The sequence below is a fragment of the Nocardia aurantia genome (assembly GCF_009604425.1).
In the GTDB taxonomy this organism is placed as follows: Bacteria; Actinomycetota; Actinomycetes; order Mycobacteriales; family Mycobacteriaceae; genus Nocardia; species Nocardia aurantia.
Genome location: NZ_WEGI01000001.1, coordinates 216,152 through 241,148 on the forward strand (window position 1 = coordinate 216,152; position 24,997 = coordinate 241,148).

Below are 24,997 nucleotides of genomic sequence, written 5' to 3' on the forward strand. Positions count from 1 at the left end.
CCGCGTACGCCTGTCCGCCGAAAGGACCCCGGTACTCACAGTGACCGTCCACGTCGACACCGTCAGCACCGCCGCCGCCAGCCCGGACACCGCGCAGCCCTACAAGGAACTGGGCCTCAAGGACGACGAGTACGCGCGCATCCGGGAGATCCTCGGCCGCCGGCCGACCGATGCCGAACTGGCGATGTACTCGGTGATGTGGAGCGAGCACTGCTCCTACAAGTCCTCCAAGGTGCACCTGCGCTACTTCGGCCAGACCACCACCGACGAGATGCGCGCGTCCATGCTGGCCGGTATCGGCGAGAACGCGGGCGTGGTCGACATCGGCGACGGCTGGGCGGTCACCTTCAAAGTCGAGAGCCACAACCACCCCTCCTACGTGGAGCCCTACCAGGGCGCGGCCACCGGCGTCGGCGGCATCGTGCGCGACATCATGGCGATGGGCGCGCGGCCGATCGCGGTGATGGATCAGCTGCGGTTCGGCGCGGTCGACCATCCGGACACCCGGCGCGTGGTCGACGGCGTGGTGCGCGGGGTCGGCGGCTACGGCAACTCGCTGGGCCTGCCCAATGTCGGCGGCGAGACCGTGTTCGATCCGTCGTATCAGGGCAATCCGCTGGTCAACGCGCTCTGTGCGGGGGTGATGCGGGTGGAGGATCTGCACCTGGCTTTCGCCTCGGGCGCCGGCAACAAGATCATTCTCTTCGGCGCGCGCACCGGCCTCGACGGCATCGGCGGCGTGTCGGTGCTGGCGTCGGACACCTTCTCCGGCGACGAGTCGGGTACCGGCCGCAAGAAACTGCCGAGCGTGCAGGTGGGCGACCCGTTCGCCGAGAAGGTGCTGATCGAGTGCTGCCTAGAGCTGTACGCCGGTGGTCTCGTGGTCGGCATCCAGGATCTCGGTGGTGCCGGATTATCCTGTGCCACTTCGGAACTCGCGGCGGCCGGCGACGGCGGCATGCATATCGACCTCGACCGGGTGCCGCTGCGCGCCAAGCACATGACCCCCGCCGAGATCCTCTCCAGCGAATCGCAGGAGCGGATGTGCGCGGTCGTCACCCCGGAGAATGTCGACGCCTTCCTGGCCGTCTGCAAGAAGTGGGATGTGCTGGCCACCGTGATCGGCGAGGTCACCGACGGTGAGCGCCTGGTCATCACCTGGCACGGTGAGACCGTGGTGGATGTGCCGCCGCGGACCGTCGCGCACGAGGGCCCGGTCTACGAGCGCCCGGTGCGCCGCCCCGACGAGCAGGACGCGCTCGTCGCCGACACCCCCGACCGGCTGACCCGCCCCGGCAGCGCCGACGAGCTGCGCGCCACCCTGCTGAAGATGATCGCCAGCCCGCAGCTGTGCAGCCGGCGCTGGATCACCGAACAGTACGACCGCTACGTGCGCGGCAACACCGTGCTCGCCGAGCACGCCGACGCCGGCGTGATCCGCATCGACGAGGTCGGCGGCCGCGGTATCGCGCTCGCCACCGACGCCTCCGGCCGCTACACCAAGCTCGACCCGTACACCGGCGCGCAGCTGGCGCTGGCCGAGGCGTACCGCAACGTCGCGACCACCGGCGCCACCCCGAAGGCCGTCACCAACTGCCTCAACTTCGGCTCCCCGGAGGATCCGGGCGTCATGTGGCAGTTCCAGCAGGCGGTCCGCGGCCTCGCCGACGGCTGTGTGGCCCTGGGCATTCCGGTCACCGGCGGCAACGTCAGCTTCTACAACCAGACCGGGCAGACCGCGATCCTGCCGACCCCCGTGGTCGGCGTGCTCGGCGTCATCGACGACGTGCACCGCCGCATCCCGACCGGCCTGGGCCTCGAGCCCGGCGAGACGCTGATCCTGCTCGGCGACACCCGCGACGAGTTCGGCGGCTCGATCTGGGCGCAGGTCGAACACGACCATCTCGGTGGTGTGCCGCCGCGGGTCGATTTCGCGCGCGAGCAGCTGCTGTCCGAGATCCTCACCGCCGGTTCCCGCGACGGCATGATCAGCGCCGCGCACGATCTGTCCGAGGGCGGGCTGGCCCAGGCCGTCGTCGAGGCCGCGCTGGCCGGCGAGACCGGCTGCCGGATCCTGCTGCCCGAGGGCGCCGATCCGTTCGTGACGCTGTTCTCCGAATCCGCCGGGCGGGTGCTGGTGGCGGTGCCGCGGTCGGAGGAGACCAGGTTCACCAAGATGTGCAGCGCGCGCGAGCTGCCGTGGGCGCGGATCGGCGTGGTCGACCAGGGCTCCGACTCCGTCGAGGTGCAGGGGCAGTTCTCGGTCACCCTGGCAGAACTGCGGACGGCCTTCGAGGGCACGCTGCCCGCGCTGTTCGGCTGAGTTCGTCCCGGGCCGGCCGCGGCGGCCGGCCCGGAATCAGTTCACGGTCTTGAACGGATCGTGTTCGGCGATCAGCTTCTCCAGCCGGGCCTCGTCGATGCGGTGGTGGACCCGGGTCGCCTCGTGCTGGTCCCGCACCACCTTCGACAACGTGAAGGTGCTGCTCACCAGGAACAGCGTGGCCATCAACAGGAAACCGCGCTGCCAGATGTCGAGCGGCAGGCGGAAGATCCCGAATCCGGTCGCGGCGAAGCTGAGACCGAAGGCGATCGCCGACTGGATGAGGAATGCCGGGCTGTTCTTCTGCGGGGTGGTCATGTCGTCCAGCATGAGCGTCCCGGATCCGCTGCACCCGAGTGTTCGACTACTCGAAATCCGGCCGGTGGCCCCGCGGTCGTTCGCCGCGAGTTGGCCGGTCACCGTGCGGTGCCCGGGTTCGCGGCGCGCGGTTGGCCATACTTGACGGGTGCCGGAAGCCCCCGAGATCCCGGAATCGACGACACTGCCCCGCGTGCGCGGCGCGGCCGTCGTCCGCCGGGGCCGCTCGGCGGGGCGGCGCGCGCTACGGGTGTTGCGCCGCATCGAGACCGACGTGATCGGCCTGAACTATGTCGGGCTGGTGGTCGGGACGGTGTTCTTCGCCTGGTCGGTGACGCCGTCGCTGGTGCCGCGGGACTGGCTGTTCCAGGGACTCATCAGCGGGATCAACGCGGCCATCGGTTACGGCGCGGGCTGCCTGCTGGAGTGGGGATTCCGGCGCTGGGTGCGGCCGCGGCTGCGCCTGCGACCGCTGCCGATCCCGTGGCAGTACGCGGTCAAGATCGTGATCCTGATCGGCTGCGGGCTGATCGCCGCCTCCATGCTGGTGTTGTCGGCGGACTGGCAGCGGCAGATCTACACGCTGATGGACATGCCCGGCACCACCCGCGCGGCCTATCTGCGGACCGGCGGGCTGAGTCTCGTGGTGGGCATGGCGGTGGTGGCCGGGTACCGGTCGCTGCGCGAGATCGTGCGGTTCCTCGCCCGGGAGCTCAGCCGCTGGGTGCGGGTGCCACCGCGGTTCGCGCCCGGCGTCGGCGCGGCGCTGCTGGCGGTGCTGATCGTGCTGTTGTTCAACGGCATCGCGTCCCGCGCGTTCTTCGCGGTCGCGAACTCCGCGTTCAGCGTGCGCAACGACAAGGTGACCCCCTACGCCGTCCAGCCCCGGGCCCCGGAGCGCTCGGGCAGCCCGGCGTCGCTGGCCGCCTGGGACACCCTCGGTTCCGAGGGCCGCTGGTTCGTCTCGCACGGACCGGACCCGCTGCTGATCTCCGCTGCCACGAACGCCCCTGCGCGGCAACCGATCCGGATCTACGCCGGACTGGAATCGGCGACGGGCGACCGCACCCAGGAACAGCTGGCGGTGGCCGAACTGGAACGCACCCACGCCTTCAACCGCAAGGTGCTCGCGATCGTCACCACCACCGGCACCGGCTGGGTGAACTCCACCGCGGCGGCCGCGCTGGAGTACCTCTACCACGGTGACACCGCGATCGTGGCGTCCCAGTACTCGTATCTGCCGAGCGTGCTGTCGTTCCTCGCCGACCGGCAGAAGGTGGCCGCGGCGGGCCGGAAGATGTTCGACGCGGTCTACGCGGCCTGGTCGGCGCGCCCGCCGCAGTCCCGGCCGAAACTGGTGGTGTACGGCGAGAGCCTGGGCTCGCAGGGTTCGGAGGCGGCCTTCGGCGGCCTGGGCGATCTGCGCGACAAGGTCGACGGCGCGCTGTGGGTGGGCCCGCCGAACTCGAATCGGCTGTGGAGTCAGTTCGTCTCCCGCCGCGACCCGGGCACCCCGGAGGTGGAACCCGTCTACGCCGACGGCCTGGTGGTCCGATTCGCCTCCGACACAGACGAATTGAGCAAACCCTCCGCCGACTGGCGGCAACCCCGGATCGCTTACCTCCAGCACGCCTCCGACCCGATCGTCTGGTGGTCGCCGGACCTGATCTTCTCCCGCCCCGGCTGGTTGTCGGAGCCGCGCGGCCCCGACGTCTCCGGTCGGATGCGCTGGTGGCCGTTCGTCACCTTCTGGCAGGTGGCCGCCGACCTCACCAACGCGCAGAGCGTCACCGACGGACACGGCCACAACTACGGCAGCCTGGTGCTCGACGCCTGGGCCGCCGTCCTGCGCCCACCGGACTGGACCCCGGCCGAGAACGAACGAATCCGCACCGACCTGGAACTGGCCGAGACCTACGAACGCGTCGTCAAGTGAAGCCCCGCGACGCCTCCCGCCTGTGTCTCGCCGCGGCCCTGCCGCCGCTGTGGAACAACCTGCTGCTGCCCCGATTTCGCCTCGGTTCCCGTGCCCGCACCGCCGCCAACGTAGCGTTCTCCACCGGCTACGCCGCCGCCTTCGGTGGCCGAACGTCGTTGTGTGCTCCGATATCCGAGGCGCGCGAGCCGAATCGGCACGGAATGCCGTTCGGCGACAGTGACTTTCGGGCCGATTCCAGCCGTGGAGGGGTCGGCGGCGCCGCGCCCGATCGTGCCGCGGGTGCTGCCTGTCGCGACGGGCACGAGCCGAGGCGCCGTCGCGGCAAGCGGTGCGACCACGATCTACCACGCGACCACCTCTCGTGGCCGTGGCCGTGGCCGGGGCCGAGGCCAGGGCCGGGGCGCCCGCGCCGGCCCCGCACCGACATCCGTACCGGCGGCCCCGAGACCGGGATCTTTCGTGAACGTTGTCCGGACCACCGCGCGCCGATTTCGCGATCACGACGGGGAGGCGTCGCCTTCGTGCTGACTCCGGCGTGCCTAATCATCGTCGGATACGTTGTGGCCCTTGCTGTTCCGTCCGTACGAACTCGCCTCACGCGGCTCGCCGATCGGTCGCCGGATGTGCCGCTGGGGGAGTGGACAGGTGTGCAGATCCCGTTCGGGACTGTCTTCACCGAGGAACTGGTTTTCCGCGGGACGCTGGACGCGCTGTTGGCAGACGCTTGCGGTGATCGCGGAAGATGGCTCAGCGCAATACTTTTCGGACTGTGGCACATACGGCCCGCGCGCGCTGCGGGTGATGGTGTCGCGATCACCGTGGTCGCCACCACCGCCGCCGGGCTGCTCCTGTCCGGGCTGCGCCGCCACGCCGGTCTCGCGGCTCCGATATTGCTGCACCTCGCTGTCAATGTCGGCGGCGCGATCGCTCCCCGGATGGCTCGGCGCATGACGATGCGCCGCGCGGACGATTTCGTAGGCTCGGGGGATGGCAGGACGACAGGCGGTGGATCCGGCGGCGGTGCGGGCGGCGGTGGCGGCCCTCGGTGATTGGCTGCGGGACGTCTCGCGACCCGCGCCCGCGCGGGCCGAATTGGCCGCCGCCGTGCGCGGTACCGCGCGTAGTCTGGCGGCCGCCGCACCGGGGGCATCGGTGGAGGTGCGGGTGCCGCCGTTCGTGGCGGTGCAGTGCATCGAAGGGCCACGGCATACGCGCGGTACCCCGCCGAATGTGGTCGAGACCGACGCGCGTACCTGGTTGTTGCTCGCGACCGGGCTGCTGGAGTTCGACGAGGCGGTCGCGTCGGGGATGCTCAGTTCCTCCGGACTTCGGGCCGCGGAACTCGCGCACTGGTTGCCGGTGGTGCGGCTGTAGGGCCGCCGGATACGGCGTCGAGTCGGCCGTCGCTCAGGCTTCGTGCCGGCCGGTGGCGGGCTGCCGGTGGTGCAGGCCGGTGTCGACCGGTCGGCGATGCAGGCCGCGGCGATCGTAGAAGCGGGTCACGACCAGCCCGACGACGATGCCGATCGCGAGGCCGACCACGGTCATCCAGAATCCGCGGGTCAGCCCCGCGGGACCGCTGGCGTCGAAGTACAGGATCGCGCGGACGGCAAGGAAGACCTGATGCATCGGCTCGAAGGTGGCCAGCCAGCCGAAATATCGGGGTGTGGCCTCGATCGGCACGGTGCCGCCCGAGGAGGGCAGGCCCAGCACGATGAACAGGATCAGGTTCACCAGCAGGCCGGCGCTGCCGATCGCCGCGAGGTTCGCGAGGCCGGTCCAGCCGACCGCGATTATCGCGAAGGCGCTGTACAGGAACAGCGCCAGCGGTCGTTCGATGGTCATGCCCAGGGCCTTCGCGATGCCCAGATAGACGGCGGCGACGATCACCGCGGTGACCGCCCAGATGACCCACTTGAGCAGCAGGGTCCGGGTCCGCGAGATCGGGGTGAACGGCAGGTGGATGAACCACGGTCCGTATTCGGTCGGCACGAAGCCGAGGGCGGAGTCGACCAGCGTGTGCACGATCATCGAGCCGACCACGCCGATCAGCAACAGCAGCAGCGCGTAGAAGAACGCGGTCAGGCCCTCGCCGGAGCCGGCGGCCAGCGGGTGGAAGGTCTGCACGTCGAGGTGCAGCGGCTGGGCCAGGGTCAGCCGGGTGGCGGCGCTGAGCGCGGGCGCGTTGCCGCCCTGGGCCAGCTGGGTGTTCACCTGGTCGGTCAGTTGTCTGCCGACCTGCTCGTCGACCTGCGCGAACACCCGGTCGCCGATGCGCTGCACGGTCGCGGTCGCGAAGACGCCGACCCGCGGGTTGGTCTCCAGGGTCAGGCTCGGCCGCTCGATGTCGCCGGGGACCACGCTGCCGGTGCCGAGGATGCCGAGCCGCTTGCTGAAGTCGCTCGGGATGATCAGCGCGCCGTAGACCCGGCCGTCCTGCATCTGCAGCTGTGCCTCGTCGATGCCGACCACCCGCAGGTCGATCTCGCCGCCGGGCAGGGACTGCCGCAGGCCGGCGGCGACCTGGTCGCCGAAGTTCACCTGCCGTTCCTGGCCGGGCGATCCGAGTGTCTCGCCGACATCCTGATTGACCAGGGCCATCGGGAAGTTGTGCAGATTCTTCTCCGGGTCGATGACGTAGTCGAGGTACATCACACCCAGCAGCGCGGCCAGCAGTGTTACCACGATCACCGGCATCGCCTTGCGCAACAGCGACACCCGGCGCGTCTCCGGGACATCGGGGGCGGTCACGGGTCGCACCGTAACAGCAAACGGCGCGTGGCGGCGCGAACCCGCGACCGGGTTGCCGTTCGGTGACCCGTAGAATGATCAGTGCCCCCCTACCGTCGAACAGGGAGCAAACGGTGACCTCTGCCGACCTTTCGGTCCACACCCCCAACCTGTCGACCACCGCTGCCGCGGATCAGGACGAGAACGAACCGCGCGAGGAGTGCGGAGTGTTCGGAGTCTGGGCTCCCGGCGAAGAAGTGGCAAAGCTCACATACTACGGGCTGTACGCATTGCAGCATCGCGGGCAGGAGGCGGCCGGCATCGCCGTCGCCGACGGCGCGCAGGTGCTGGTATTCAAGGATCTGGGCCTGGTCAGCCAGGTGTTCGATGAACAGACGCTGGCCGCCATGCCCGGTCACGTCGCCATCGGGCACTGCCGCTATTCCACCACCGGCTCCACCACCTGGGAGAACGCGCAGCCGATCTTCCGCACCACCGCGGTGGGCACCGGCCTGGCGCTCGGTCACAACGGCAATCTCGTCAACACCGCCGAGCTGAGCACCCGCATCCGGGAGCTGGGCCTGGTCAAGGGCCGGCTGTCCGGCGCCACGGTGCCGGCCACCTCCGATTCGGACGTCATGACGGCATTGCTGGCCCACGCCGCCGCCGACAAGAGCATCGAGCAGGCTGCCATGGAGTTGCTGCCGACCCTGCGCGGCGCCTTCTGCCTGACCTTCATGGACGAGCACACCCTGTACGCCGCGCGCGATCCGCACGGAGTGCGGCCGTTGTGCCTGGGCCGATTGGACCGCGGCTGGGTGGTTGCCAGCGAGACGGCCGCGCTCGATATCGTCGGCGCCTCGTTCGTGCGCGAGATCGAGCCGGGCGAACTGCTGGCCATCGACGCCGACGGCGTGCGGTCCTCGCGCTTCGCCGCCCCGGAGCCGAAGGGCTGTGTCTTCGAATACGTCTATCTGGCCCGGCCGGACAGCACGATCTCCGGTCGGTCCGTGCACGGGACCCGGGTGGACATCGGCCGCCGGCTGGCCAAGGAGCATCCGGTCGAGGCGGATCTGGTCATCCCGGTTCCGGAGTCCGGCACCCCGGCCGCGGTCGGGTACGCCCAGGGTTCGGGGGTGCCCTACGGTCAGGGCCTGATGAAGAACGCCTACATCGGCCGCACCTTCATCCAGCCGAGTCAGACCATCCGGCAGCTCGGCATCCGGCTGAAGCTGAATCCGCTGCGTGAGGTGATCCGCGGCAAGCGGCTGATCGTGGTCGACGATTCGATCGTGCGCGGCAACACCCAGCGCGCCCTGATCCGCATGCTGCGCGAGGCCGGCGCCCTGGAGATCCATGTCCGGATCGCGTCGCCGCCGGTGAAGTGGCCGTGCTTCTACGGCATCGACTTCGCCTCGCGGGCCGAGTTGATCGCCAACGGATCCGGCCCCGACGGCGCCGAGTCGATGGACGACATGGTCGAGAACGTGCGCCGCTCGATCGGTGCCGACTCGCTCGGCTACATCTCGCTGGAGGGTATGGTCGCCGCCACCGAGCAGCCGCGTTCGCGGCTGTGCTGTGCCTGCTTCGACGGTAAGTACCCGATCCCGCTGCCCACAGAGGCCGCGATCGGCAAGAACGTGCTGGAGGGTCTGCTCGCCGGCAAGTCGGAGTTGTTGAGCGACAACGCGAATGCCAGCGCGCTGAGCCGTCCGTAGCCGGTCCCGCCGCGGCGCCCCGGGGTGTCGCGGCGGCTCGCCGATCACTCGCGCGCATTGCCTCTTATTTGTTGCGAAACGCAACATATCGGCAATGCGTTGCCGGTACTGTCCCCGCATACCGAAGTCACCGCGGTCGTAACCGAGCCGTGATCCGGTCCGGTCGCCGCGAGCGAGAGTGGGGCAGTTATGCGGACCTTGGCGACACGGCCGTCTCCGATCCGATCGGGCCGGCTGAAATGCGTTGCGGCACTGGGAATGGCGAGTTTGGCGGTGCTCGCGGTCGCCGGTTGCGGCGCCGGGCGCACCGGCGGGGGCTCCGGTGCCGGACTGAAAATCGGCACCACCGACAAGATCTACTCGCTCGACCCGGCGGCCGCCTACGATCAGGGCTCCTACGTGCCGGAGACCCAGATCTATCAGCATGTGCTGAATTTCGCTCCGGGACAAGCGGTTCCGCAGCCGGACGCGGCGGAGAAGTGCGGCTTCGCGCAGCCCGTCGTGTACACGTGCACGATCCGGTCCGGGCTGAAGTTCGCCAACGGTGACCCGCTGACCGCGCGCAGCGTGAAGTACTCGTTCGATCGGATGGTGAAGATCAACGATCCGAACGGCCCGGCCTCGTTGCTGGAGAACCTCGATCACACCGACGCCCCCGACGATCACACCGTCACGTTCACGCTCAAGGTCCCGAACGATCAGACCTTCCCGGCGATCCTGCCGACCCAGGCCGGTCCGATCGTGGACGAGAAGGTGTTCCCGGCCGACAAGACGCTGCCCGACGAGGACATCGTGAAGGGTAAAGCGTTCTCCGGCCAGTACGTCATCAGCAGTTACGACAAGAACAAACTCGTTCAGTACCGGGAGAATCCGGATTACAACGGGTTGCTCGGCAAGCCGAAGACCGCCACGATCTCGACGACGTACTACGCCGAGGCGTCGAATCTGAAACTGGACGTCCAGAACGGCGCGATCGATGTCGCCTACCGCAGCCTGACCCCGACCGACCTCGAGTCGCTGCGCGGCGACGACAAGGTGAAGGTGCTCAGCGGACCCGGTGGCGAACTGCGCTACATCGTGTTCAACCTGAACACCATGCCGGGCGGCACCCCGGATCAGAAACTGGCCGTGCGCAAGGCCGTCGCCTCCTCCGTCGATCGGGACGCGCTGGCGAGCGGTGTGTACAAGGGCCTGTTCAAGCCTGTGTACTCCTCGGTCCCACAGGGTTTCGTGGGCGCCACCGAACCGTTCAAGGAGATCTACGGCGCCAAGCCGAACAAGGATCAGGCCGCGAAATTCCTGGCCGACGCCAAGGTGCCCACCCCGGTACCGATCAACCTCCAGTACAACCCCGATCACTACGGCAGCTCCAGTTCGGAGGAGTACGCGGCGATCAAGGGCCAGCTCGAGGCGACCGGGTTGTTCAAGGTGAACCTGCAGTCCACCGAGTGGGTCAGCTACAACAAGGAACGCACCCAGGACGGCTACCCGGTGTTCCAGATGGGCTGGTTCCCGGACTATCCGGATCCGGACGACTACCTCACCCCGTTCTTCGGTCCGAACAACTTCCTGAAGAACCACTTTCAGGACCCGGGAGTGTCCGCGCAACTGTCCGCCGAGGTGACGGAGCCGGATGTGGAGAAGCGCAAGGCGATTCTGGCGCAGGTGCAGCACGATCTCGCGCAGAACTTCGTGTCGATGGTTCCACTGCTGTCCGGTGAGGCGATCGCGGTGGTCGGCAAGAACGTGTCCGGCGCCGAGCAGACGCTGGATCTGTCCACGAAATTCCGTTACGGCGTCCTGAGCAAGTGACCGCCGAGGTGACCGCGCCGCCGCCGGCCGGACCGGATGCGGCGCCGAACCGGAACAGTCAGGGCCGCAGCGCATCTCGATACGGGATGCTGCTGCGGTACCTGGCCGTCCGGTTGTTGCTGATCGTGCCCACGGCGTGGATCCTGGTGACGGCCGTGTTCTTCCTGATGCGGGTGATCGGCGACCCGATCAGCGCCGCGATGGGCGGGCGGCTGCCACCGGAGCAGATCGCCGAACGCAAGCACGCCGCCGGCCTGGACCGGCCGATCCTGGCGCAGTACCGGGACTATCTGGTCCGCCTCCTGCACGGCGATTTCGGCCGCTCCCAGGACAATCGGGCGATCGGCACGGTCGTGGTCGACTACGGCGCGGCCACTCTGGAACTGGTGTTCTGGGCCCTGCTGGTGGCCTTCGCGATCGGCATACCGCTCGGCAGATACGCGGCGACACACCGTGATTCGGCTGCGGACCTGGGACTGCGACTGTTCGCGGTGCTGGTCTACGCGGCGCCCGTGTTCTTCGTCGGACTGCTGCTGAAGCTGGTGTTCGCGGTGAAACTGGGCTGGCTGCCGGTGGCGGGCCGCGCCGATACCGATGTGGAACTGGCCCTGCGGAACGTGTCACCGAAGACCAACATCCTGCTGATCGACGCGATCCTCTACGGCGACCCGGGTTACGTGCTGAACGTGCTGGAACACACTGTGCTGCCCGCGCTTTCGCTGGGCCTGCTCACCGGCGGAGTGTTCCTGCGGCTGGTCCGGATCAACCTGATCCAGACCCTGCGCACCGACTACGTCGACGCCGCGCGAGCCCGGGGCCTGTCCCGGCGCGTGGTCACCGGCCGGCACGCCTTCCGCAACGCGCTGATCCCCATCGTCACGGTGATGGGCATGTACATCGCCATGATGCTCGGCGGCGCGGTACTCACCGAGACCACCTTCGAATGGAAGGGGCTCGGCTACCAACTGGCCCAGTACCTGCAGGCGCGCGACTTCGTGGCGGTCCAGGGCATCGTGGCGTTCATCGCACTGGCGGTGGCCGTCGTGAGCTTCGTCGTCGACGTGATCGTCGCGCTGATCGACCCGAGGGTGAGGTTCTGATGACGGCACCGGAGGTGGTCACCGAACCGGCCACGACCCCGCTCGCCGCCGGACGCGGTGCGCCGGGCCTGCTCCGGCTGATCCGATCGACCGGCGGACCACAGCGCGCCGTCCTGATCGCCGGACTGGTGCTGGTCGGGCTGTTCGTGCTGCTCGCCCTGTTCGCGCCGCTGATCGCCCCGTACGGCTTCTCCCAGAGTTCTTCCGGGGGAGTCGATTTCGTACGGCAGCAGGCGCCGTCCGCGCACCACTGGTTCGGCACCTCGGTGCGCGGCGAGGATGTCCTGTCCCGCGTTGTCTTCGGCGCGCGCACGGCGTTGGTGGTCATCGCGATATCGCTGGTGCTGTCGATGTTCGTCGGTGTGCCACTGGGTTTGGTGTCCGGTTATATCGGCCGCCTGCCGGACCGTGTCCTGGTGCTGATCACCGACGCCATGTACGCGTTCCCGACCCTGCTGCTGGCCATCGTGGTGTCGATCGTGGTAGCGGGTGGCAATTCCAGCGGGGTGGGTGGCGTGCTGTCGGCGGCGGTGGCGATCACCGTGATCTTCGTACCCCAGTACTTCCGGGTGGTGCGCAACGCGACGGTGGCGGTCAAACAGGAACCGTTCGTCGACGCGGCCCGGGTCACCGGCGCCTCCACCACGCGAATCCTGTTCCGCCACATCCTCGCCAACGTGACCGGATCGCTGCCCGTCCTGATCACGCTCAACGGCGCCGAGGCCATCCTCACCCTGGCCGGCCTGGGCTTCCTCGGCTTCGGCATCGAACCCACCCAGGCTGCCGAATGGGGCTACGACCTGAACAAGGCCCTCTCCGACGTGTCCAACGGGATCTGGTGGACCGGCGTCTTCCCCGGCGCGGCAATCGTTCTCGTGGTCCTCGGGATGACCCTGGTCGGCGAGAGCCTCAACGAGGTGCTCAACCCCCTGCTGCGCACCCGCCGCCTCCCGGGCGCGGTGATCGCGCCGGATGCGCCGAGCACGACCGCTGCCGGACTCCCGTCAGAACACACTGGGCCGCAACATGATTCGGCCGCTCTTACGACCGGTGCCGCCGGCGAGGCGGAACTGTGAGTGCAATGGTGTCGCCAATGAAATTCGCTGAGCTGCAAAGGATCCGGCTCCAACGGCGACCGGCCCCCATCGAGAGGCGCGATCATGGCTGAGGTATCGGCCCAACTCACCGATGCGCGACCGGACCCGACTTTGACGGTGGCGGCCCTGTCGGTCTTTTTCGCCACCGACGCCGGACCGGTGACCGCGGTCGACGAGGTCTCGTTCGAGGTATACCCGGGTGAGGTGCTGGCGATCGTCGGCGAATCCGGATCCGGCAAGTCGGTCTGCGCCCGCACCGCGCTGGGACTGCTGCCCGGCACCGCCCGGGTGCGAGGCACGGTGCTGCTGGGCGACCGGCCTGTCACAACGATGTCCGAGAGGCAACTGACCGCCCTCCGGGGTGGCCGGATCGCGATGGTGTTCCAGGAACCGGGCGCGGCGCTGGACCCGCTGTTCACCGTCGGCTTCCAGATCATGGAGGCGATCCGCGCGCACGGCGGCGCCACTCGCTCTACGGCCCGAGCACGCGCGATCGAATTGCTGCGCACGGTCGGCCTCCCCGACCCGGAGCACCGGATCGACTTCTATCCACACCAACTGTCCGGCGGCCAGAAACAGCGCGTGATGATCGCGATCGCGATCGCCTGCGAACCCCAGGTCATCATCGCCGACGAGCCGACCACCGCGCTCGACGTCACCGTCCAGGCCGAAATCCTCGAACTGCTGCGAGATCTGCGCGACCGGATCGGCGCCGCGATCGTGCTCATCACCCACAACATGGGTGTGGTCGCCGACCTCGCCGACCGCGTGGTCGTGATGCGGCACGGCCGCGTCGTCGAAACCGCAACCGTGCACGACCTTTTCGCCGCACCCCGAGCGCAGTACACCCGCGACCTGCTCGCCGCGGTACCACGGATGCACACCGGCGCACCCGAAAGCGCGGCCACCCCACACCTTCCGTCCGCCCCTCCGGATGCCACGACAGGCACGGGTGCTGTCATCGACCTGTATCCGCCATCTCCGACAGCTGCGACGGTGCCCTCGATCCGCACCGGCGATCCCGCGAGTACTGCCGCCGAACAGCTTTCGGCAGAGGCGGCAGTGCTGGCTGTCGAGGATTTGGTGGTCGAATTCCCGGGGTCGTTCGGCCGCCGCCCGTTCCGCGCGGTGGACAGTGTCTCGTTGCACCTCGGACGCGGCGAAACCCTCGGCCTGGTGGGCGAATCCGGCTCGGGCAAGACCACCATCGGCCGATGCGTGGCGGCCCTGCAACGACCGACCGCCGGAACGATCCGGCTGCTCGGCACCGAGCTGACCGGCCTGTCCGAACGTCGGCTGCGGCCACTGCGCAAGCGACTGGGCTTCGTCTTCCAGGACCCGGCCACCTCCCTGAATCCGCGCCTGACCGTGGGCCGTTGTGTCGCCGAGCCGCTGATCGTGCACCGGGCCGCCAACGGTCCGGCCCTGCGGACGCGGGTCCGGCAACTGCTGGACGCGGTGCAACTTCCCGCCGGCACCGAGAACCGTTATCCCCACGAGCTGTCCGGCGGCCAGCGCCAGCGCGCCAGCCTGGCCCGCGCGCTCGTCCTGAACCCGGACCTGCTGATCGCGGACGAACCGACCAGTGCCCTGGACGTCTCGGTACAGGCCACCGTCCTGGAGCTGTTCGCCCAGCTACAAAGCGAATTCGGCTGGGCCTGCCTGTTCATCAGCCACGACCTCGCCGTCGTGGACCAGGTGGCCGAGCGAATCATGGTGCTGCGCAACGGTTCCGTGGTGGAACAAGGCTCGGCCGACGCGATCCTCCGCCATCCGGCCGAGGACTACACCCGTCGCCTGGTCGCTGCCGTCCCTGTTCCGGACCCGGTCGAACAACGCCGCCGCCGCACTGCCGCCGCCGAGAGTGCGAGCGAATAGGCAAGTATCGGTGAAATTCGGCTGCTGCCCGATGTCCGCCGGGCTGACCGGAGCTCGCGAGCGGGATCATCGATGGACGGGTCGTAGTTTTCGCGCTCGCATTATCGGTAAGGCTTGCGCCCGTGACGGATTCGGTCGTGGGCGAATGGTGCGGCTCAGGCGGTTCCGGGCACCCGCAGCACGCCGGAGATCAGCAGCATCAGGCATTGCTCGGCCTCCAGCCGGGCCGTGTCCGGATCCTCGGCGTGCGCGACGATCATCCCGGCCTCCATGACGGCGCTGAGGATCAGCTGCGCCAGCAGGGGTACCGGGGCCGGTGCGGCCAGACCGGCGTCGACGGCGCGTTGCAGGGCGTCGGTGATCATGCCGAGGCCGTACCGGGCCTCCAACTCGCGCCAGCGCTCCCAGCCGAGGACCGTCGGGCCGTCCATCATGGCGATCCGCACGGTTTCCGGCCGGCGGCTGACGTCCAGGAAGGTACTCAGCCCGGCGGCCATCGTGGCGAGCAGGTCGGCGGGGTCGGGCAGGGCGGCGATGGCGGTCGCGATCGCCGCCGTGTTCTCGGTCTCCAATTTCTCCAGCACCTCGATGAACAGCCCCTGTTTGTCGCCGTAGTGGTGGTGCAGCGCACCCCGGGTGACACCGGCCGCGGCCACGATCTCCTCGGCCGAGACACCCGCGTAGCCGCGCTCGGCGAACAGCCGGCGACCGGCGTCCTCGAGCGCGGCCCGGGTGGTACGGGAACGGTCCTCCTGGCTACGGCGCGGCATGTTGCCGAGTGAACTCCACGATCATCTCGGCGAGCAACTCCGGACGGTCCTCCGCGCTGAACGCGTAGGAATCGTCGATCCAGCGCAGTTCGGCCCGCGGCAGGTCCGCGGCCAGCCGTTTCGCGAATTCGGGCCCGAAGACCTTGTCCTCGCGGGCCCAGGCGAGCAGTACCGGGATGTCCACCTCGGCGAAGTGTTCGGCGGCGGCCAGCGTGTAGCGCTTGTGCACACCGCGGAGCATGCGGCGCAGGTCGGCCCGGATGGCCGCGGACCGCCGGGTCGGCAGTAGATACGAGTCGGCGACCTCGGGAGGAATCGGGCGCTTGGTCATCAGGCCGAGCGCGATCGGCAGGCGCTGCGCGGGCCGGAAACGCATGAGCTCGGCCATGACTCGCAGTACCCCGGGTACGGCGGCCAACTGCGGCAGCGCCGTGAACGGCTGCGGGAAGAACTTGTCGTAGGCGTCGCAATCGGTCAGCACGACGCGTGCGATCCGGTCGCGGTTGCGCGTCAGCAGGATCTGGGTGATCGCCCCGCCGGTGTCGTTGGCCACCAGCGTGACGTCGCGCAGATCGAGCACGGACAGGAAATCGGCGATCAGATCGGCCAGCCCGGTGGGGGAGAGGTCGGCGTCCGGAACGGGCACGGAATGTGCGCCCAGCGGCCAGTCGGGCACCAGGCAGCGGTGCCCGATGGCGGCCACCGGCGGGACGACCCCGCGCCAGAGGTCGGCGTTGACGAGCAGGCCGTGGACGAAGACGACAGGCGCACCGGCGCCGACGTCGTGATAGCGGATGTGCCCGCCGGGCAGTGCGACATCGTAGAGCGGGCCGAGAGCGGTGCTGTTACCCATGTCGGGCCTCCGATGATCGGGGATCGGTCACCGTCGACAATTACATACATACCGTATGTACGTCAATGGTGTACCGGGTCGTGACCGTGCGGATGCGGTTCTTCCGCGGATTTGTCAAGCGGAGAACTCGAGACCGGTGCGGTCCCGTTATCTGATTCCGGTAGCGTGTTCAGGCATCTATCCGCCGATTCGGTTTGGAGCTTTCCCCGACAATGACTGAGCAGACCCCGAGTGGAGCCGGTGCTGCCTCCTACGCCGCCGCCGGCGTCGACATCGAGGCCGGCGACCGCGCAGTCGAGCTGTTCGCACCGCTGGCGAAGAAGGCGAGCCGGCCGGAGGTGCAGGGCGGTCTCGGCGGATTCGCCGGCCTGTTCGCGCTCAAGGGCGGCTACCGTGAGCCGCTGATCGCGGCCTCCACCGACGGGGTGGGCACCAAGCTCGCGGTGGCGCAGGCCCTGGACAAGCACGACACGGTCGGCCTCGATCTGGTCGCCATGGTGGTGGACGATCTGGTGGTGTGCGGCGCCGAGCCGTTGTTCCTGCAGGACTACATCGCCGTCGGCAAGGTCGTGCCGGAGCGGGTCGCGAGCATCGTCTCGGGCATCGCCGAGGGCTGCGTCCGGGCCGGGTGCGCGCTGCTGGGTGGCGAGACGGCCGAACATCCCGGTCTGATGGGCCACGACGACTACGACATCTCCGCCACCGGCGTCGGGGTCGTGGAGGCCGACGCCGTGCTGGGCCCGGAACGGGTGCGGCCCGGCGACGTGGTCATCGCGATGGGCTCGTCGGGCCTGCACTCCAACGGCTACAGCCTGGCCCGCCGGGTGCTGCTGGAGATCGATCACATGTCGCTGACCGGTCATGTGGAGGAGTTCGGCCGCACCCTCGGCGAGGAACTGCTGGAGCCGACCCGGATCTACGCCAAGGACTGCCTGGCGCTGGTCGCGGAGACCGAGGTGCGCACCTTCGCCCATGTCACCGGCGGCGGGCTGGCCGGCAATCTGGCCCGGGTGCTGCCCCCCGGCATGGTCGCGGAACTCGATCGCGACACCTGGAATCCGGCGCCGGTGTTCAAGTTGATCGCCCAGCGCGGCCGGGTCGAGCGGGTCGAGATGGAGAAGACGTTCAACATGGGCGTCGGCATGGTGGCCGTCGTGGCGCCCGAGGACGCCGATCGCGCCCTGGCCATCCTGACCGCCCGGCACATCGACTGCTGGGCCCTGGGTTCGGTGAAGAAGGCCAAGGATCAGGACGCCGACCGGGTGACGCTGCGCGGCGAGCATCCGAGGTTCTGATTCGGCCGAATCATCCTGTTCGACAACGAAAACCCGCTTCCGGCGATTCGGAAGCGGGTTTTCGTTTCACGGCGATCGATCGGCCGTGATTCGAATCGAACAGTAAAGAGCACCGACGTCCCGACCACGATCATCGGGATATCGGTGCTTGTCGCAAGCCTGGTGGTGGGAACCAGTAGACCGGTGCGCGGGGCCTCACATCGACGTGCAAAGGGGAAGGCTCCTGAGGCCTCCCCCTTCGTGCGTCGAATCCGAGTCAGCGGCGCCAGTCGTCGTAGTCTTCGTCTTCCTCCCAGCGCGACCGCGGAACATCCGCGTCGTGCTCGTCGGAAAGCACACCACTGCGCTGCGAGTCGTGGGAATGTCCCAACAGGTCGTGGGGACCTCCCGACAACTCGCGCTGAAGGCTGGCGAAGTCGGTCGACGGCGAGCTGTACTTCAGCTCGCGTGCGACCTTGGTCTGCTTTGCCTTAGCCCGGCCACGGCCCATGGCTGACCCCCTCGCGTCACTGCGGGGCGGCCTGGGGTGGTTGGCGGCCCCGTTCGAATTAATACTCTTCCTGACAGACACTCTAGCGTGTGTGCGGCGGTCGCGCTTCCAGGAGTGGCGGAAGACGCCCGAACCGGGAGAGTTTGCCCGGTTGTCGCCTGTGGAAAACCCGGTTACAGCAGACCCGGAACCGCCCGAACCACGCCCACCCGGGCGCCGCCGCCGAGCACCGGCGGGGCCGCCAGCTCGGCATGGGTCTCGGTCCAGGACACCCCCATACGGTGCAGAATCGCCTGCGTCAGTGGCATTCGCGCCCGGTCGTGACCGTCGTCGATCTTGTAGGCGAAGGCCCGGCCGTCCGGTAGCGCACCGGCGTGCACCCCGTCGGCGCCGATCTTGCACAGCAGCCCCGGAGTTGCCCGCATGGTCAGCAGATCCGGACCGCCCGTGCCGGAAATCACTCGCGGATGCGCGCGGACGGCGTCCGCGACCCGGCGTTCCGGCGAATCCGGTGCCGCCGTCACGATTTCGGCGTAGGCGCGGGCGAGATTGGTCAGCGAGACCGGCACGATGGGCAGGCCGCAACCATCGATGCCGAGGTCGGTCTCCGGCTCGCCGGTCAGGTCGGCGATCGTCGCGGTCACGGCCTGCTGCAGCGGATGCGCCGGATCCGGATATCCGGTGGTCGGCCACCCGTTGATCACGCAGGTCGCGAGCATGGCGGCATGTTTGCCCGAGCAGTTCATGTAGATGCTGCGGGCGGCGTCGGCCGGATCGTGGCCGGCCAGTGCCTCGGCGCGAGCCCGTTCCGCGTAGGGCAGATCCGGCGGGCAGGCGAGTTGCGCCTCGGTCAGGCCGAAGCGGTCGAGCAGCCGCCGGACCAGCGCGATGTGGTCGGGCTCGCCGAAGTGCGAGGCCGTCGCGATCGCCGTCTCGGCATCGTCGATCGGCTCGAAACCGTTGCGCAGCAAGGTGATCGCCTGCATCGGCTTGTTGGTCGAGCGGGGGTAGATCGGCAGGTGTACCTCGCCGAGCTCGACGACCGGCTCCCGGTCCGGGCCCAGGATCACCAGCGAGCCGCGGTGCACGCATTCGCGGAATCCGGATCGGACCACCTCGACCAATTCGACGCTCACGCGGTGCCTTCCGCGGCGGTCGCCGAATCACGTTGTCGCGCACGGTTGTTCGCGGCCTCCGCGCGCCGGGCGTGCCGGTCCACCTGCATCCGGACGTCGTCGGACACGGTCGGTTCCGCGGTCAGCAGCAACCGCAGCCGGTCCGGGTCGGCGCCGGTGAACAGGTCGCGCACCGTAACCCCATGTGCCGGAACATGATCCACTCGGACCTCGTCGCCCGCCCCGATGGCGCCCTCGGTGCGCACCCGCAGATAGGCGCCGGTGTTCGCGCGCAGGGCGAAGCGTTTGACCCAGTGCTGCTCGCCCGCCCAGTGCTGGAAGGTCGAACACGGCACCCGAGGCGCCGACACCTCGAGGACCGCGTCGCCGATCAGCCAGCGTTCCCCGATGACCGCGTCGCTGACCGGCAGGCCGGTGATGCGCAGATTCTCGCCGAACCAGCCGGCCGGCAACGGGCGGCCGAGCTCCCGGCTCCAGGTCTCGGCATCCTCCTCGGCGTAGGCGTACACCGCCTGATGGACGCCGCCGTGGTCCTTGGTGTTGCAGACATGGTCGCCGTCGAGGCCGAGCGCGCGGGCGGGGATCCGGCCGGTGACCGGCCGCTTGTCGATGGCGGTGCGGCCGACCCGGCCGATGGTGTGCGGCAGTTCGACATCGGCGTGCACGACACAGACGGCGAGCACCCGGCCGAGGGCGCTCATCGGCCGCGAAGCCGTTCCACGGCCTGCCGGCCCGCCTGCGGTTCGTCGTCGGCGAGTACCGAGTCGGGGTCGATCGCCGCCGCCATCGGGCCCGCGAGCAGCTGGGTGTCGGCGGGCACCGTGCGCTTGACCAGGGCCAGGGCGATCGGGCCCAGCTCATGGTGGTCGATCACCGTGCCGAGGCGGCCGACCGCGCGGCCGCCCGCGGTGACCGGGTCACCGGCCGCCGGGCGTTCGTCGGCGGATCCGTCCAGGTGCAGCAGGACCAGGTGCCGCGGCGGTTTGCCCAGGTTCTGTACCCGGGCCACGGTCTCCTGGCCCCGGTAGCAGCCCTTGTTCAGGTGTACGGCACCGCGTTCGGCGATGTCGCCGATCCAGCGGGCCTCGTGCGGGATGGTCCGGTCGTCGGTGTCGATCCCGATGCGCGGCCGCAGCGCCGCCACCCGCAGCGCCTCGTAGGTCCACAGTCCGGCCGGTTCCGCGCCGGCGGCGGTCAGCCGCGACCACCAGCCGGCGAGTTCGGCGCGCGGGACGATCAGATCGTAGGAATCCTCGGTGGGCCAGGGCATCCGGCGCAGGAAGCCGTCGTGATCGCCCAGCCGCACCGCGCCGTAGACGTCGGGCAGGGCCTCCACACCCAGAACGTCGGCGAGATCGGGAACCCGCGGGCCCAGCAGGCTCAGCATCGCGTGGCCGGGGGCCGCCTCCGGCTGCGCGTCGGCCCAGAACACCATCTTGCGCAGGAAGTCCAGCAGTTCCTGACCGCGTTCACCCTCGGTGTCGATCCACACCCGGCCACCGAGGTCGGTGAGGACGAAGTGGTTCAGCACCCGGCCGTTGAGGTCGAGGTCGAGATTCTCGGCGGACCGCCCGTCCGCGAGGTCGGCGACGGCCTGGCTGGAGATGGTGTGCAGCCAGGACAGCCGCTCGCGGCCGGTGATGGTGAGCACGAACCGGTGCGACCGGTCCACGATCGCCACCCGCTGCGCGGCGGCGCGCTGTTCACCGAACGGATCGCCGTAATGCCAGGCCACCGCCGCATCGGGTGAGCCGGGCGGACCGGCGACGGCTCCCGGTTCCTGCAGCAGTGGGCTGGACGGAAGAACGTCGGTCACAGTAACCACTGTATGGGAAACCTCGAACTTCGGCCGGGCCGCCTCCGCCGAGGTCGGGACCGTCCTGGCACATTGCTTGACACAGAGTGGGTTTCGGTGGCCGAAATGTGTACCGAAGGTTCGGTAGCCCGTCGCGGAACGACCTGTTGGCCTAGGCTTCCACGCATGGTGGATCGAGTTCTGGTGACTCTCGATGGCACGATCAGAGACCTGAACGAGCCGTTGCTGTATGCGGACGATATCGGGCTGCTGCGCGGCGACGGCATCTTCGAGACAGTGCTGCTACGCGACGGCAAGGCGTGCGCGCTCGAATTACATTTGGCTCGTTTGCGCCGTTCCGCGGAGGCGCTCGAGCTGCCGGAGCCCGATCTGGGGCGCTGGCGGCGGGCCGTCGAGATCGCGGCGAAGGAATGGGGCAGCGAGCGCGAGGGCACCCTGCGCATGGTGTTCACCCGCGGCCGCGACACCGACCCGCGACCGGGGCGCGACGCCGGCACCTCCTACGTACTCGTGGTCCCTGTGCCCGAACGCGTGAACAAGGCTCGCGCCGAAGGGATTTCGGTGATCACCCTGGCGCGCGGCACCTCGATCGAACTCGCACCCACCGCGCCCTGGCTGCTGCTCGGCGCCAAGACCCTCTCCTACGCCGCCAACATGGCCGCGCTGCGCTTCGCCGCCCGCAACCATGCCGACGACGTCATCTTCACCAGTCCGGAGCATCGGGTGCTGGAGGGTCCGCGGTCCACCGTGGTCATCCAGCGTGACGACAAGCTGATCACCCCGCCGGTGCGCAACGGCGTGCTGCCCGGGATCACCCAGCGGGCGCTGTACGCGGAGGCCGGGAAGGCGGGCTGGGACTGCCGCTACGAGCCGTGCTTCGTCGCCGACCTCATCACCGCCGACAGCGTGTGGCTGCTGTCCAGCGTCACCCTCGCCGCGCGGGTCTCCTCCCTGGACGGCCTGCGCATGTCGGCGCCGGAGCGGGCCGCGGAGATCCCGGAACTGGTCGATCGCGGGATCTCCCGCCTCTGGAGCCTCACCGACTGGAAGTGAGTCCGGTCCCGCTCCGGAAGTTCACCGGAGTGTCGTGATCCAGGACTCGTTGTGCCGCGGCCGAACCTGCGTAGCCTTTACTACGACACGTCGTAGTACGGCAGGAGGCCGCATGAATGTCGTCGATGTCGCGCGCTGGCAGTTCGGGATCACGACCGTCTATCACTTCATCTTCGTGCCGCTGACGATCGGGCTGGCCGGTCTGATCGCCGTCATGGAAACGGTGTGGGTGGCGACCGGCAACGACGCCTGGGTGCGCCTGACCAAATTCTTCGGGAAACTGTTCCTGATCAACTTCGCCATCGGTGTCGCGACCGGCATCGTGCAGGAATTCCAGTTCGGGATGGCCTGGAGCGAGTATTCGCGATTCGTCGGCGACGTGTTCGGAGCGCCGCTGGCGATGGAGGCGCTGGTCGCGTTCTTCCTGGAGTCCACCTTCCTCGGATTGTGGCTGTTCGGCTGGACCCGGTTGCCGAAACTCGTTCACCTGGGCTGCATCTGGCTGGTGGCGATCGGCACCGCCGCGTCCGCGTACTTCATCGTCGCGGCGAACTCGTTCATGCAGCATCCGGTCGGCGCCGAGTACAACCCGGCGACCGGCCGCGCGGAACTGCACAGCATCGCGAAGGTGCTGACGAATCCGACCACGCTCGCCGCCTATCCGCACATCGTCGCCGGCGCCTACATCGTCGCGGGATCCTTCGTCGCCGCGATCGCGATCTGGTGGCTCGGGCGGGAGGCGCGGGCCGGTCGCGGCGAGGCCGCGAACGCGATGTGGCGGCCGGCCGTCTGGCTCGGCGTCTGGGTGGTGATCGTCTCGGCGGTCGTGTTGTTCTTCACCGGCGACCAGCAGGGCAAACTGATGTTCCAGCAGCAGCCGATGAAGATGGCGTCGGCGGAATCGTTGTGCCACACCCAGACCGACCCGGACTTCTCGGTGCTGACCATCGGCACCCACAACAACTGCGACAGCGTCACACATCTGATCGAGGTGCCGTATGTGCTGCCCTATCTGGCCGAGAGCAAATTCTCCGGAGTGCGGCTCGAGGGCGTGAAGGATCTGCAGGCCGCCTACAACCAGAAGTTCGGCCCCGGTGACTACCGCCCCAACCTGTTCGTCACCTACTGGAGTTTCCGGGCCATGATCGGCTTCCTGGCCGGTCCGGCGCTGCTGGTGCTGGCGGCGTTCTGGACGCTGTGGCGTGGCCGGATGCCGCGGCAGCGCTGGTGGCCGTGGCTGGGCGCGTTCGCGGTGGTGACGCCGTTCCTCGCCAACAGCGCGGGCTGGGTGTTCACCGAGATGGGCCGGCAGCCCTGGGTGGTGGCGCCCAACCCGACCGGCGACGCGCACATCCGGATGACGGTCCAGCAGGGCGTCTCCGGACTGTCCGCCGGCACCGTGCTCACCTCGCTGATCGTCTTCACCCTGTTGTACGGCGCGCTCGCGGTGGTGTGGTTCTACCTGATGCGCCGCTACGCGTACGCCGGACCGGAACCCGCGAAGGCCGTCGCCGAGGCCGAGGCCGACGCGAATGAAGTTGCCGTCGAGAAGCTTTCGTTCGCTTACTGAGGAGCCTGCCATGAGTCTGCCGGAATTCTGGTTCTTGCTGATCGGGGTCCTGTTCACCGGTTATTTCGTGCTGGAGGGCTTCGACTTCGGCGTCGGCATGCTGATGCCGATCCTGGGCCGCGGCGACGACACCCGCCGCCGCGCGCTGCTCAACACCATCGGCCCGGTTTGGGACGGCAACGAGGTGTGGCTGCTGACCGCCGGCGGCGCGATGTTCGCGGCCTTCCCGGAGTGGTACGCGAGCCTGTTCTCCGGGATGTACCCGGCGCTGCTGCTGATCCTGGTGGCGCTGATCGTGCGGGCCTGTGCGATCGAATACCGCGGCAAGATCGACGATCCGCGCTGGCGGGTCTGGTGTGATGCCGCGATCGGATTCGGTTCCTGGGTGCCCGCGATCGCCTGGGGCCTGGCGTTCGCGAACATCGTGCACGGGGTGCGGCTGAACGCGCATCGGCAGATGGAGGGCGGTCTGCCGCACCTGCTCGGCCCCTACGCGCTGCTCGGCGCGCTGACCACCGCGCTGCTGTTCGCCCTGCACGGCGCCGTCTTCATCGGGCTGAAAACCGGTGGGGAGATTCGGGATTCGGCCGACCGCACCGCCCGGGTACTGCTGCTGCCGACCGCCGTCGTGGTCGCCGTGTTCGGCGTCTGGACACAGCTGTCCTATGGCAAGGGCTGGACCTGGGCGCCGCTCGGCGTCGCGGTGGCCGGTCTGCTGCTCGCGGGTGCCGCGGTGCTGGTCCGCCGTGACGGCTGGGCATTCACCGGCACCGCCGTCACCATCGTGGCCGCGGTGACGTTGTTGTTCGGCGTGTTGTTCCCGCACGTCCTGCCCTCGACCCTCGACCCGGCCTACGGGCTGACCGTCGACGGCCGTGTGATCGACGGCCACGCCACCGTCGCCGCCTCCTCGACGCACTACACGCTGATGGTGATGAGCTGGGTCGCGGTGGTCATGACCCCGGTGGTGCTGATCTACCAGGGCTGGACGTACTGGGTCTTCCGCAAGCGGATCACCCTCGACCAGATCCCCGCGCCGACCGGCCTGCCGCTCGAGCCGGTCGCCTACGGCCGGCACGCCAAGGCCGCCGAGGCGTAG

21 protein-coding genes are annotated in these 24,997 nt (G+C 68.9%); 13 read left to right on the forward strand and 8 right to left on the reverse strand.

What is annotated here, in order from left to right; all coding sequences use genetic code 11:
* Nucleotides 1-40 precede the first annotated feature (40 nt).
* Nucleotides 41-2,323: a phosphoribosylformylglycinamidine synthase subunit PurL gene (gene purL, locus NRB56_RS01075; protein ID WP_319942391.1), complete on the forward strand. Its 2,283-nt coding sequence runs from the start codon at nucleotides 41-43 to the stop codon at nucleotides 2,321-2,323.
* Nucleotides 2,324-2,359: 36 nt separating this feature from the next.
* Here the strand turns inward: purL and NRB56_RS01080 are convergent, their stop codons facing one another.
* Entirely contained in the window at nucleotides 2,360-2,641 is a 282-nt protein-coding gene (locus NRB56_RS01080) for a YiaA/YiaB family inner membrane protein (RefSeq protein ID WP_194290686.1), read from the reverse strand.
* Nucleotides 2,642-2,789: 148 nt separating this feature from the next.
* Here NRB56_RS01080 and NRB56_RS01085 point away from each other — a divergent pair, with 148 nt between their 5' ends.
* The 3 genes from NRB56_RS01085 (at nucleotide 2,790) to NRB56_RS01095 (ending at nucleotide 5,954) form a co-directional block, all read left to right on the forward strand.
* Nucleotides 2,790-4,577: an alpha/beta hydrolase gene (locus NRB56_RS01085; protein WP_319942392.1), complete on the forward strand. Its 1,788-nt coding sequence runs from the start codon at nucleotides 2,790-2,792 to the stop codon at nucleotides 4,575-4,577.
* A gap of 203 nt (nucleotides 4,578-4,780) precedes the next feature.
* Nucleotides 4,781-5,629: a CPBP family intramembrane glutamic endopeptidase gene (locus tag NRB56_RS40375; RefSeq protein ID WP_153338603.1), complete on the forward strand. Its 849-nt coding sequence runs from the start codon at nucleotides 4,781-4,783 to the stop codon at nucleotides 5,627-5,629.
* A complete protein-coding gene (locus NRB56_RS01095) occupies nucleotides 5,568-5,954 on the forward strand; it encodes a sterol carrier family protein (RefSeq protein ID WP_153338604.1) in 387 nt (128 codons plus the stop codon). The genes NRB56_RS40375 and NRB56_RS01095 overlap by 62 nt, the downstream gene beginning before the upstream one ends.
* 33 nt (nucleotides 5,955-5,987) lie before the next feature.
* Here NRB56_RS01095 and NRB56_RS01100 read toward each other — a convergent pair whose 3' ends face one another.
* A complete protein-coding gene (locus tag NRB56_RS01100; protein ID WP_319942393.1) occupies nucleotides 5,988-7,331 on the reverse strand; it encodes a YhgE/Pip domain-containing protein in 1,344 nt (447 codons plus the stop codon).
* Between the two features lie 113 nt (nucleotides 7,332-7,444).
* On the opposite strand from NRB56_RS01100, the gene purF reads away from it, so the two are divergent.
* From purF to NRB56_RS01125, 5 genes are all read left to right on the forward strand, one after another.
* Nucleotides 7,445-9,028, forward strand: a complete 1,584-nt coding sequence (gene purF / locus NRB56_RS01105) for an amidophosphoribosyltransferase (RefSeq protein ID WP_319942394.1) — start codon at nucleotides 7,445-7,447, stop codon at nucleotides 9,026-9,028.
* A gap of 258 nt (nucleotides 9,029-9,286) precedes the next feature.
* On the forward strand, nucleotides 9,287-10,840 hold the full coding sequence (locus tag NRB56_RS01110) for an ABC transporter substrate-binding protein (protein WP_153338606.1): 1,554 nt from the start codon (nucleotides 9,287-9,289) through the stop codon (nucleotides 10,838-10,840).
* 86 nt (nucleotides 10,841-10,926) lie between these two features.
* Nucleotides 10,927-11,940 carry an ABC transporter permease gene (locus NRB56_RS01115; RefSeq protein WP_153338979.1) on the forward strand — a complete coding sequence of 338 codons (1,014 nt, stop codon included), beginning with the start codon at nucleotides 10,927-10,929 and terminating at the stop codon, nucleotides 11,938-11,940.
* Nucleotides 11,940-13,016: an ABC transporter permease gene (locus NRB56_RS01120; RefSeq protein ID WP_227837044.1), complete on the forward strand. Its 1,077-nt coding sequence runs from the start codon at nucleotides 11,940-11,942 to the stop codon at nucleotides 13,014-13,016. Before NRB56_RS01115 ends, NRB56_RS01120 begins: the two co-directional genes overlap by 1 nt.
* Nucleotides 13,017-13,100: 84 nt before the next feature.
* Nucleotides 13,101-14,915 carry a dipeptide ABC transporter ATP-binding protein gene (locus NRB56_RS01125; protein WP_153338607.1) on the forward strand — a complete coding sequence of 605 codons (1,815 nt, stop codon included), beginning with the start codon at nucleotides 13,101-13,103 and terminating at the stop codon, nucleotides 14,913-14,915.
* A gap of 155 nt (nucleotides 14,916-15,070) precedes the next feature.
* Here the strand turns inward: NRB56_RS01125 and NRB56_RS01130 are convergent, their stop codons facing one another.
* Complete coding sequence (locus tag NRB56_RS01130; RefSeq protein WP_153338608.1) at nucleotides 15,071-15,685, reverse strand: TetR/AcrR family transcriptional regulator; 615 nt, start codon at nucleotides 15,683-15,685, stop codon at nucleotides 15,071-15,073.
* Nucleotides 15,672-16,538 carry an alpha/beta fold hydrolase gene (locus NRB56_RS01135; protein WP_153338609.1) on the reverse strand — a complete coding sequence of 289 codons (867 nt, stop codon included), beginning with the start codon at nucleotides 16,536-16,538 and terminating at the stop codon, nucleotides 15,672-15,674. The genes NRB56_RS01130 and NRB56_RS01135 overlap by 14 nt, the downstream gene beginning before the upstream one ends.
* Nucleotides 16,539-16,750: 212 nt before the next feature.
* Between NRB56_RS01135 and purM the strand changes: the two genes are divergently transcribed.
* Entirely contained in the window at nucleotides 16,751-17,833 is a 1,083-nt protein-coding gene (purM, locus tag NRB56_RS01140; protein WP_153338610.1) for a phosphoribosylformylglycinamidine cyclo-ligase, read from the forward strand.
* 256 nt (nucleotides 17,834-18,089) lie between these two features.
* Here the strand turns inward: purM and NRB56_RS01145 are convergent, their stop codons facing one another.
* The 4 genes from NRB56_RS01145 to ygfZ form a co-directional block, all read right to left on the reverse strand.
* Nucleotides 18,090-18,323 (reverse strand): DUF3073 domain-containing protein, encoded by a 234-nt coding sequence (locus NRB56_RS01145; protein WP_153338611.1) that lies wholly within the window; start codon nucleotides 18,321-18,323, stop codon nucleotides 18,090-18,092.
* Between the two features lie 173 nt (nucleotides 18,324-18,496).
* Complete coding sequence (locus NRB56_RS01150) at nucleotides 18,497-19,459, reverse strand: asparaginase (protein ID WP_319942395.1); 963 nt, start codon at nucleotides 19,457-19,459, stop codon at nucleotides 18,497-18,499.
* Nucleotides 19,456-20,160 (reverse strand): MOSC domain-containing protein, encoded by a 705-nt coding sequence (locus NRB56_RS01155; protein ID WP_153338612.1) that lies wholly within the window; start codon nucleotides 20,158-20,160, stop codon nucleotides 19,456-19,458. Before NRB56_RS01155 ends, NRB56_RS01150 begins: the two co-directional genes overlap by 4 nt.
* Entirely contained in the window at nucleotides 20,157-21,275 is a 1,119-nt protein-coding gene (gene ygfZ / locus NRB56_RS01160; RefSeq protein ID WP_319942396.1) for a CAF17-like 4Fe-4S cluster assembly/insertion protein YgfZ, read from the reverse strand. The genes NRB56_RS01155 and ygfZ overlap by 4 nt, the downstream gene beginning before the upstream one ends.
* A gap of 165 nt (nucleotides 21,276-21,440) precedes the next feature.
* Here ygfZ and NRB56_RS01165 point away from each other — a divergent pair, with 165 nt between their 5' ends.
* The 3 genes from NRB56_RS01165 (at nucleotide 21,441) to cydB (ending at nucleotide 24,997) form a co-directional block, all read left to right on the forward strand.
* Nucleotides 21,441-22,328 carry an aminodeoxychorismate lyase gene (locus NRB56_RS01165; protein ID WP_153338613.1) on the forward strand — a complete coding sequence of 296 codons (888 nt, stop codon included), beginning with the start codon at nucleotides 21,441-21,443 and terminating at the stop codon, nucleotides 22,326-22,328.
* Nucleotides 22,329-22,440: 112 nt separating this feature from the next.
* Nucleotides 22,441-23,898, forward strand: a complete 1,458-nt coding sequence (locus tag NRB56_RS01170) for a cytochrome ubiquinol oxidase subunit I (protein ID WP_153338614.1) — start codon at nucleotides 22,441-22,443, stop codon at nucleotides 23,896-23,898.
* 10 nt (nucleotides 23,899-23,908) lie between these two features.
* On the forward strand, nucleotides 23,909-24,997 hold the full coding sequence (gene cydB, locus NRB56_RS01175) for a cytochrome d ubiquinol oxidase subunit II (protein WP_153338615.1): 1,089 nt from the start codon (nucleotides 23,909-23,911) through the stop codon (nucleotides 24,995-24,997).

Coding starts and splice junctions, on each gene's coding strand:
- NRB56_RS01170 (WP_153338614.1), top strand. CDS start 22,441: ATGAATGTCGTCGATGTCGCGCGCTGGCAGTTCGGGATCACGACCGTC.
- NRB56_RS01135 (WP_153338609.1), bottom strand. CDS start 16,538: ATGGGTAACAGCACCGCTCTCGGCCCGCTCTACGATGTCGCACTGCCC.
- NRB56_RS01165 (WP_153338613.1), top strand. CDS start 21,441: ATGGTGGATCGAGTTCTGGTGACTCTCGATGGCACGATCAGAGACCTG.
- NRB56_RS01125 (WP_153338607.1), top strand. CDS start 13,101: ATGGCTGAGGTATCGGCCCAACTCACCGATGCGCGACCGGACCCGACT.
- NRB56_RS01155 (WP_153338612.1), bottom strand. CDS start 20,160: ATGAGCGCCCTCGGCCGGGTGCTCGCCGTCTGTGTCGTGCACGCCGAT.
- NRB56_RS01095 (WP_153338604.1), top strand. CDS start 5,568: ATGGCAGGACGACAGGCGGTGGATCCGGCGGCGGTGCGGGCGGCGGTG.
- NRB56_RS40375 (WP_153338603.1), top strand. CDS start 4,781: ATGCCGTTCGGCGACAGTGACTTTCGGGCCGATTCCAGCCGTGGAGGG.
- NRB56_RS01080 (WP_194290686.1), bottom strand. CDS start 2,641: ATGACCACCCCGCAGAAGAACAGCCCGGCATTCCTCATCCAGTCGGCG.
- purM (WP_153338610.1), top strand. CDS start 16,751: ATGACTGAGCAGACCCCGAGTGGAGCCGGTGCTGCCTCCTACGCCGCC.
- NRB56_RS01130 (WP_153338608.1), bottom strand. CDS start 15,685: ATGCCGCGCCGTAGCCAGGAGGACCGTTCCCGTACCACCCGGGCCGCG.
- cydB (WP_153338615.1), top strand. CDS start 23,909: ATGAGTCTGCCGGAATTCTGGTTCTTGCTGATCGGGGTCCTGTTCACC.
- NRB56_RS01145 (WP_153338611.1), bottom strand. CDS start 18,323: ATGGGCCGTGGCCGGGCTAAGGCAAAGCAGACCAAGGTCGCACGCGAG.
- NRB56_RS01110 (WP_153338606.1), top strand. CDS start 9,287: ATGGCGAGTTTGGCGGTGCTCGCGGTCGCCGGTTGCGGCGCCGGGCGC.
- NRB56_RS01120 (WP_227837044.1), top strand. CDS start 11,940: ATGACGGCACCGGAGGTGGTCACCGAACCGGCCACGACCCCGCTCGCC.
- NRB56_RS01115 (WP_153338979.1), top strand. CDS start 10,927: ATGCTGCTGCGGTACCTGGCCGTCCGGTTGTTGCTGATCGTGCCCACG.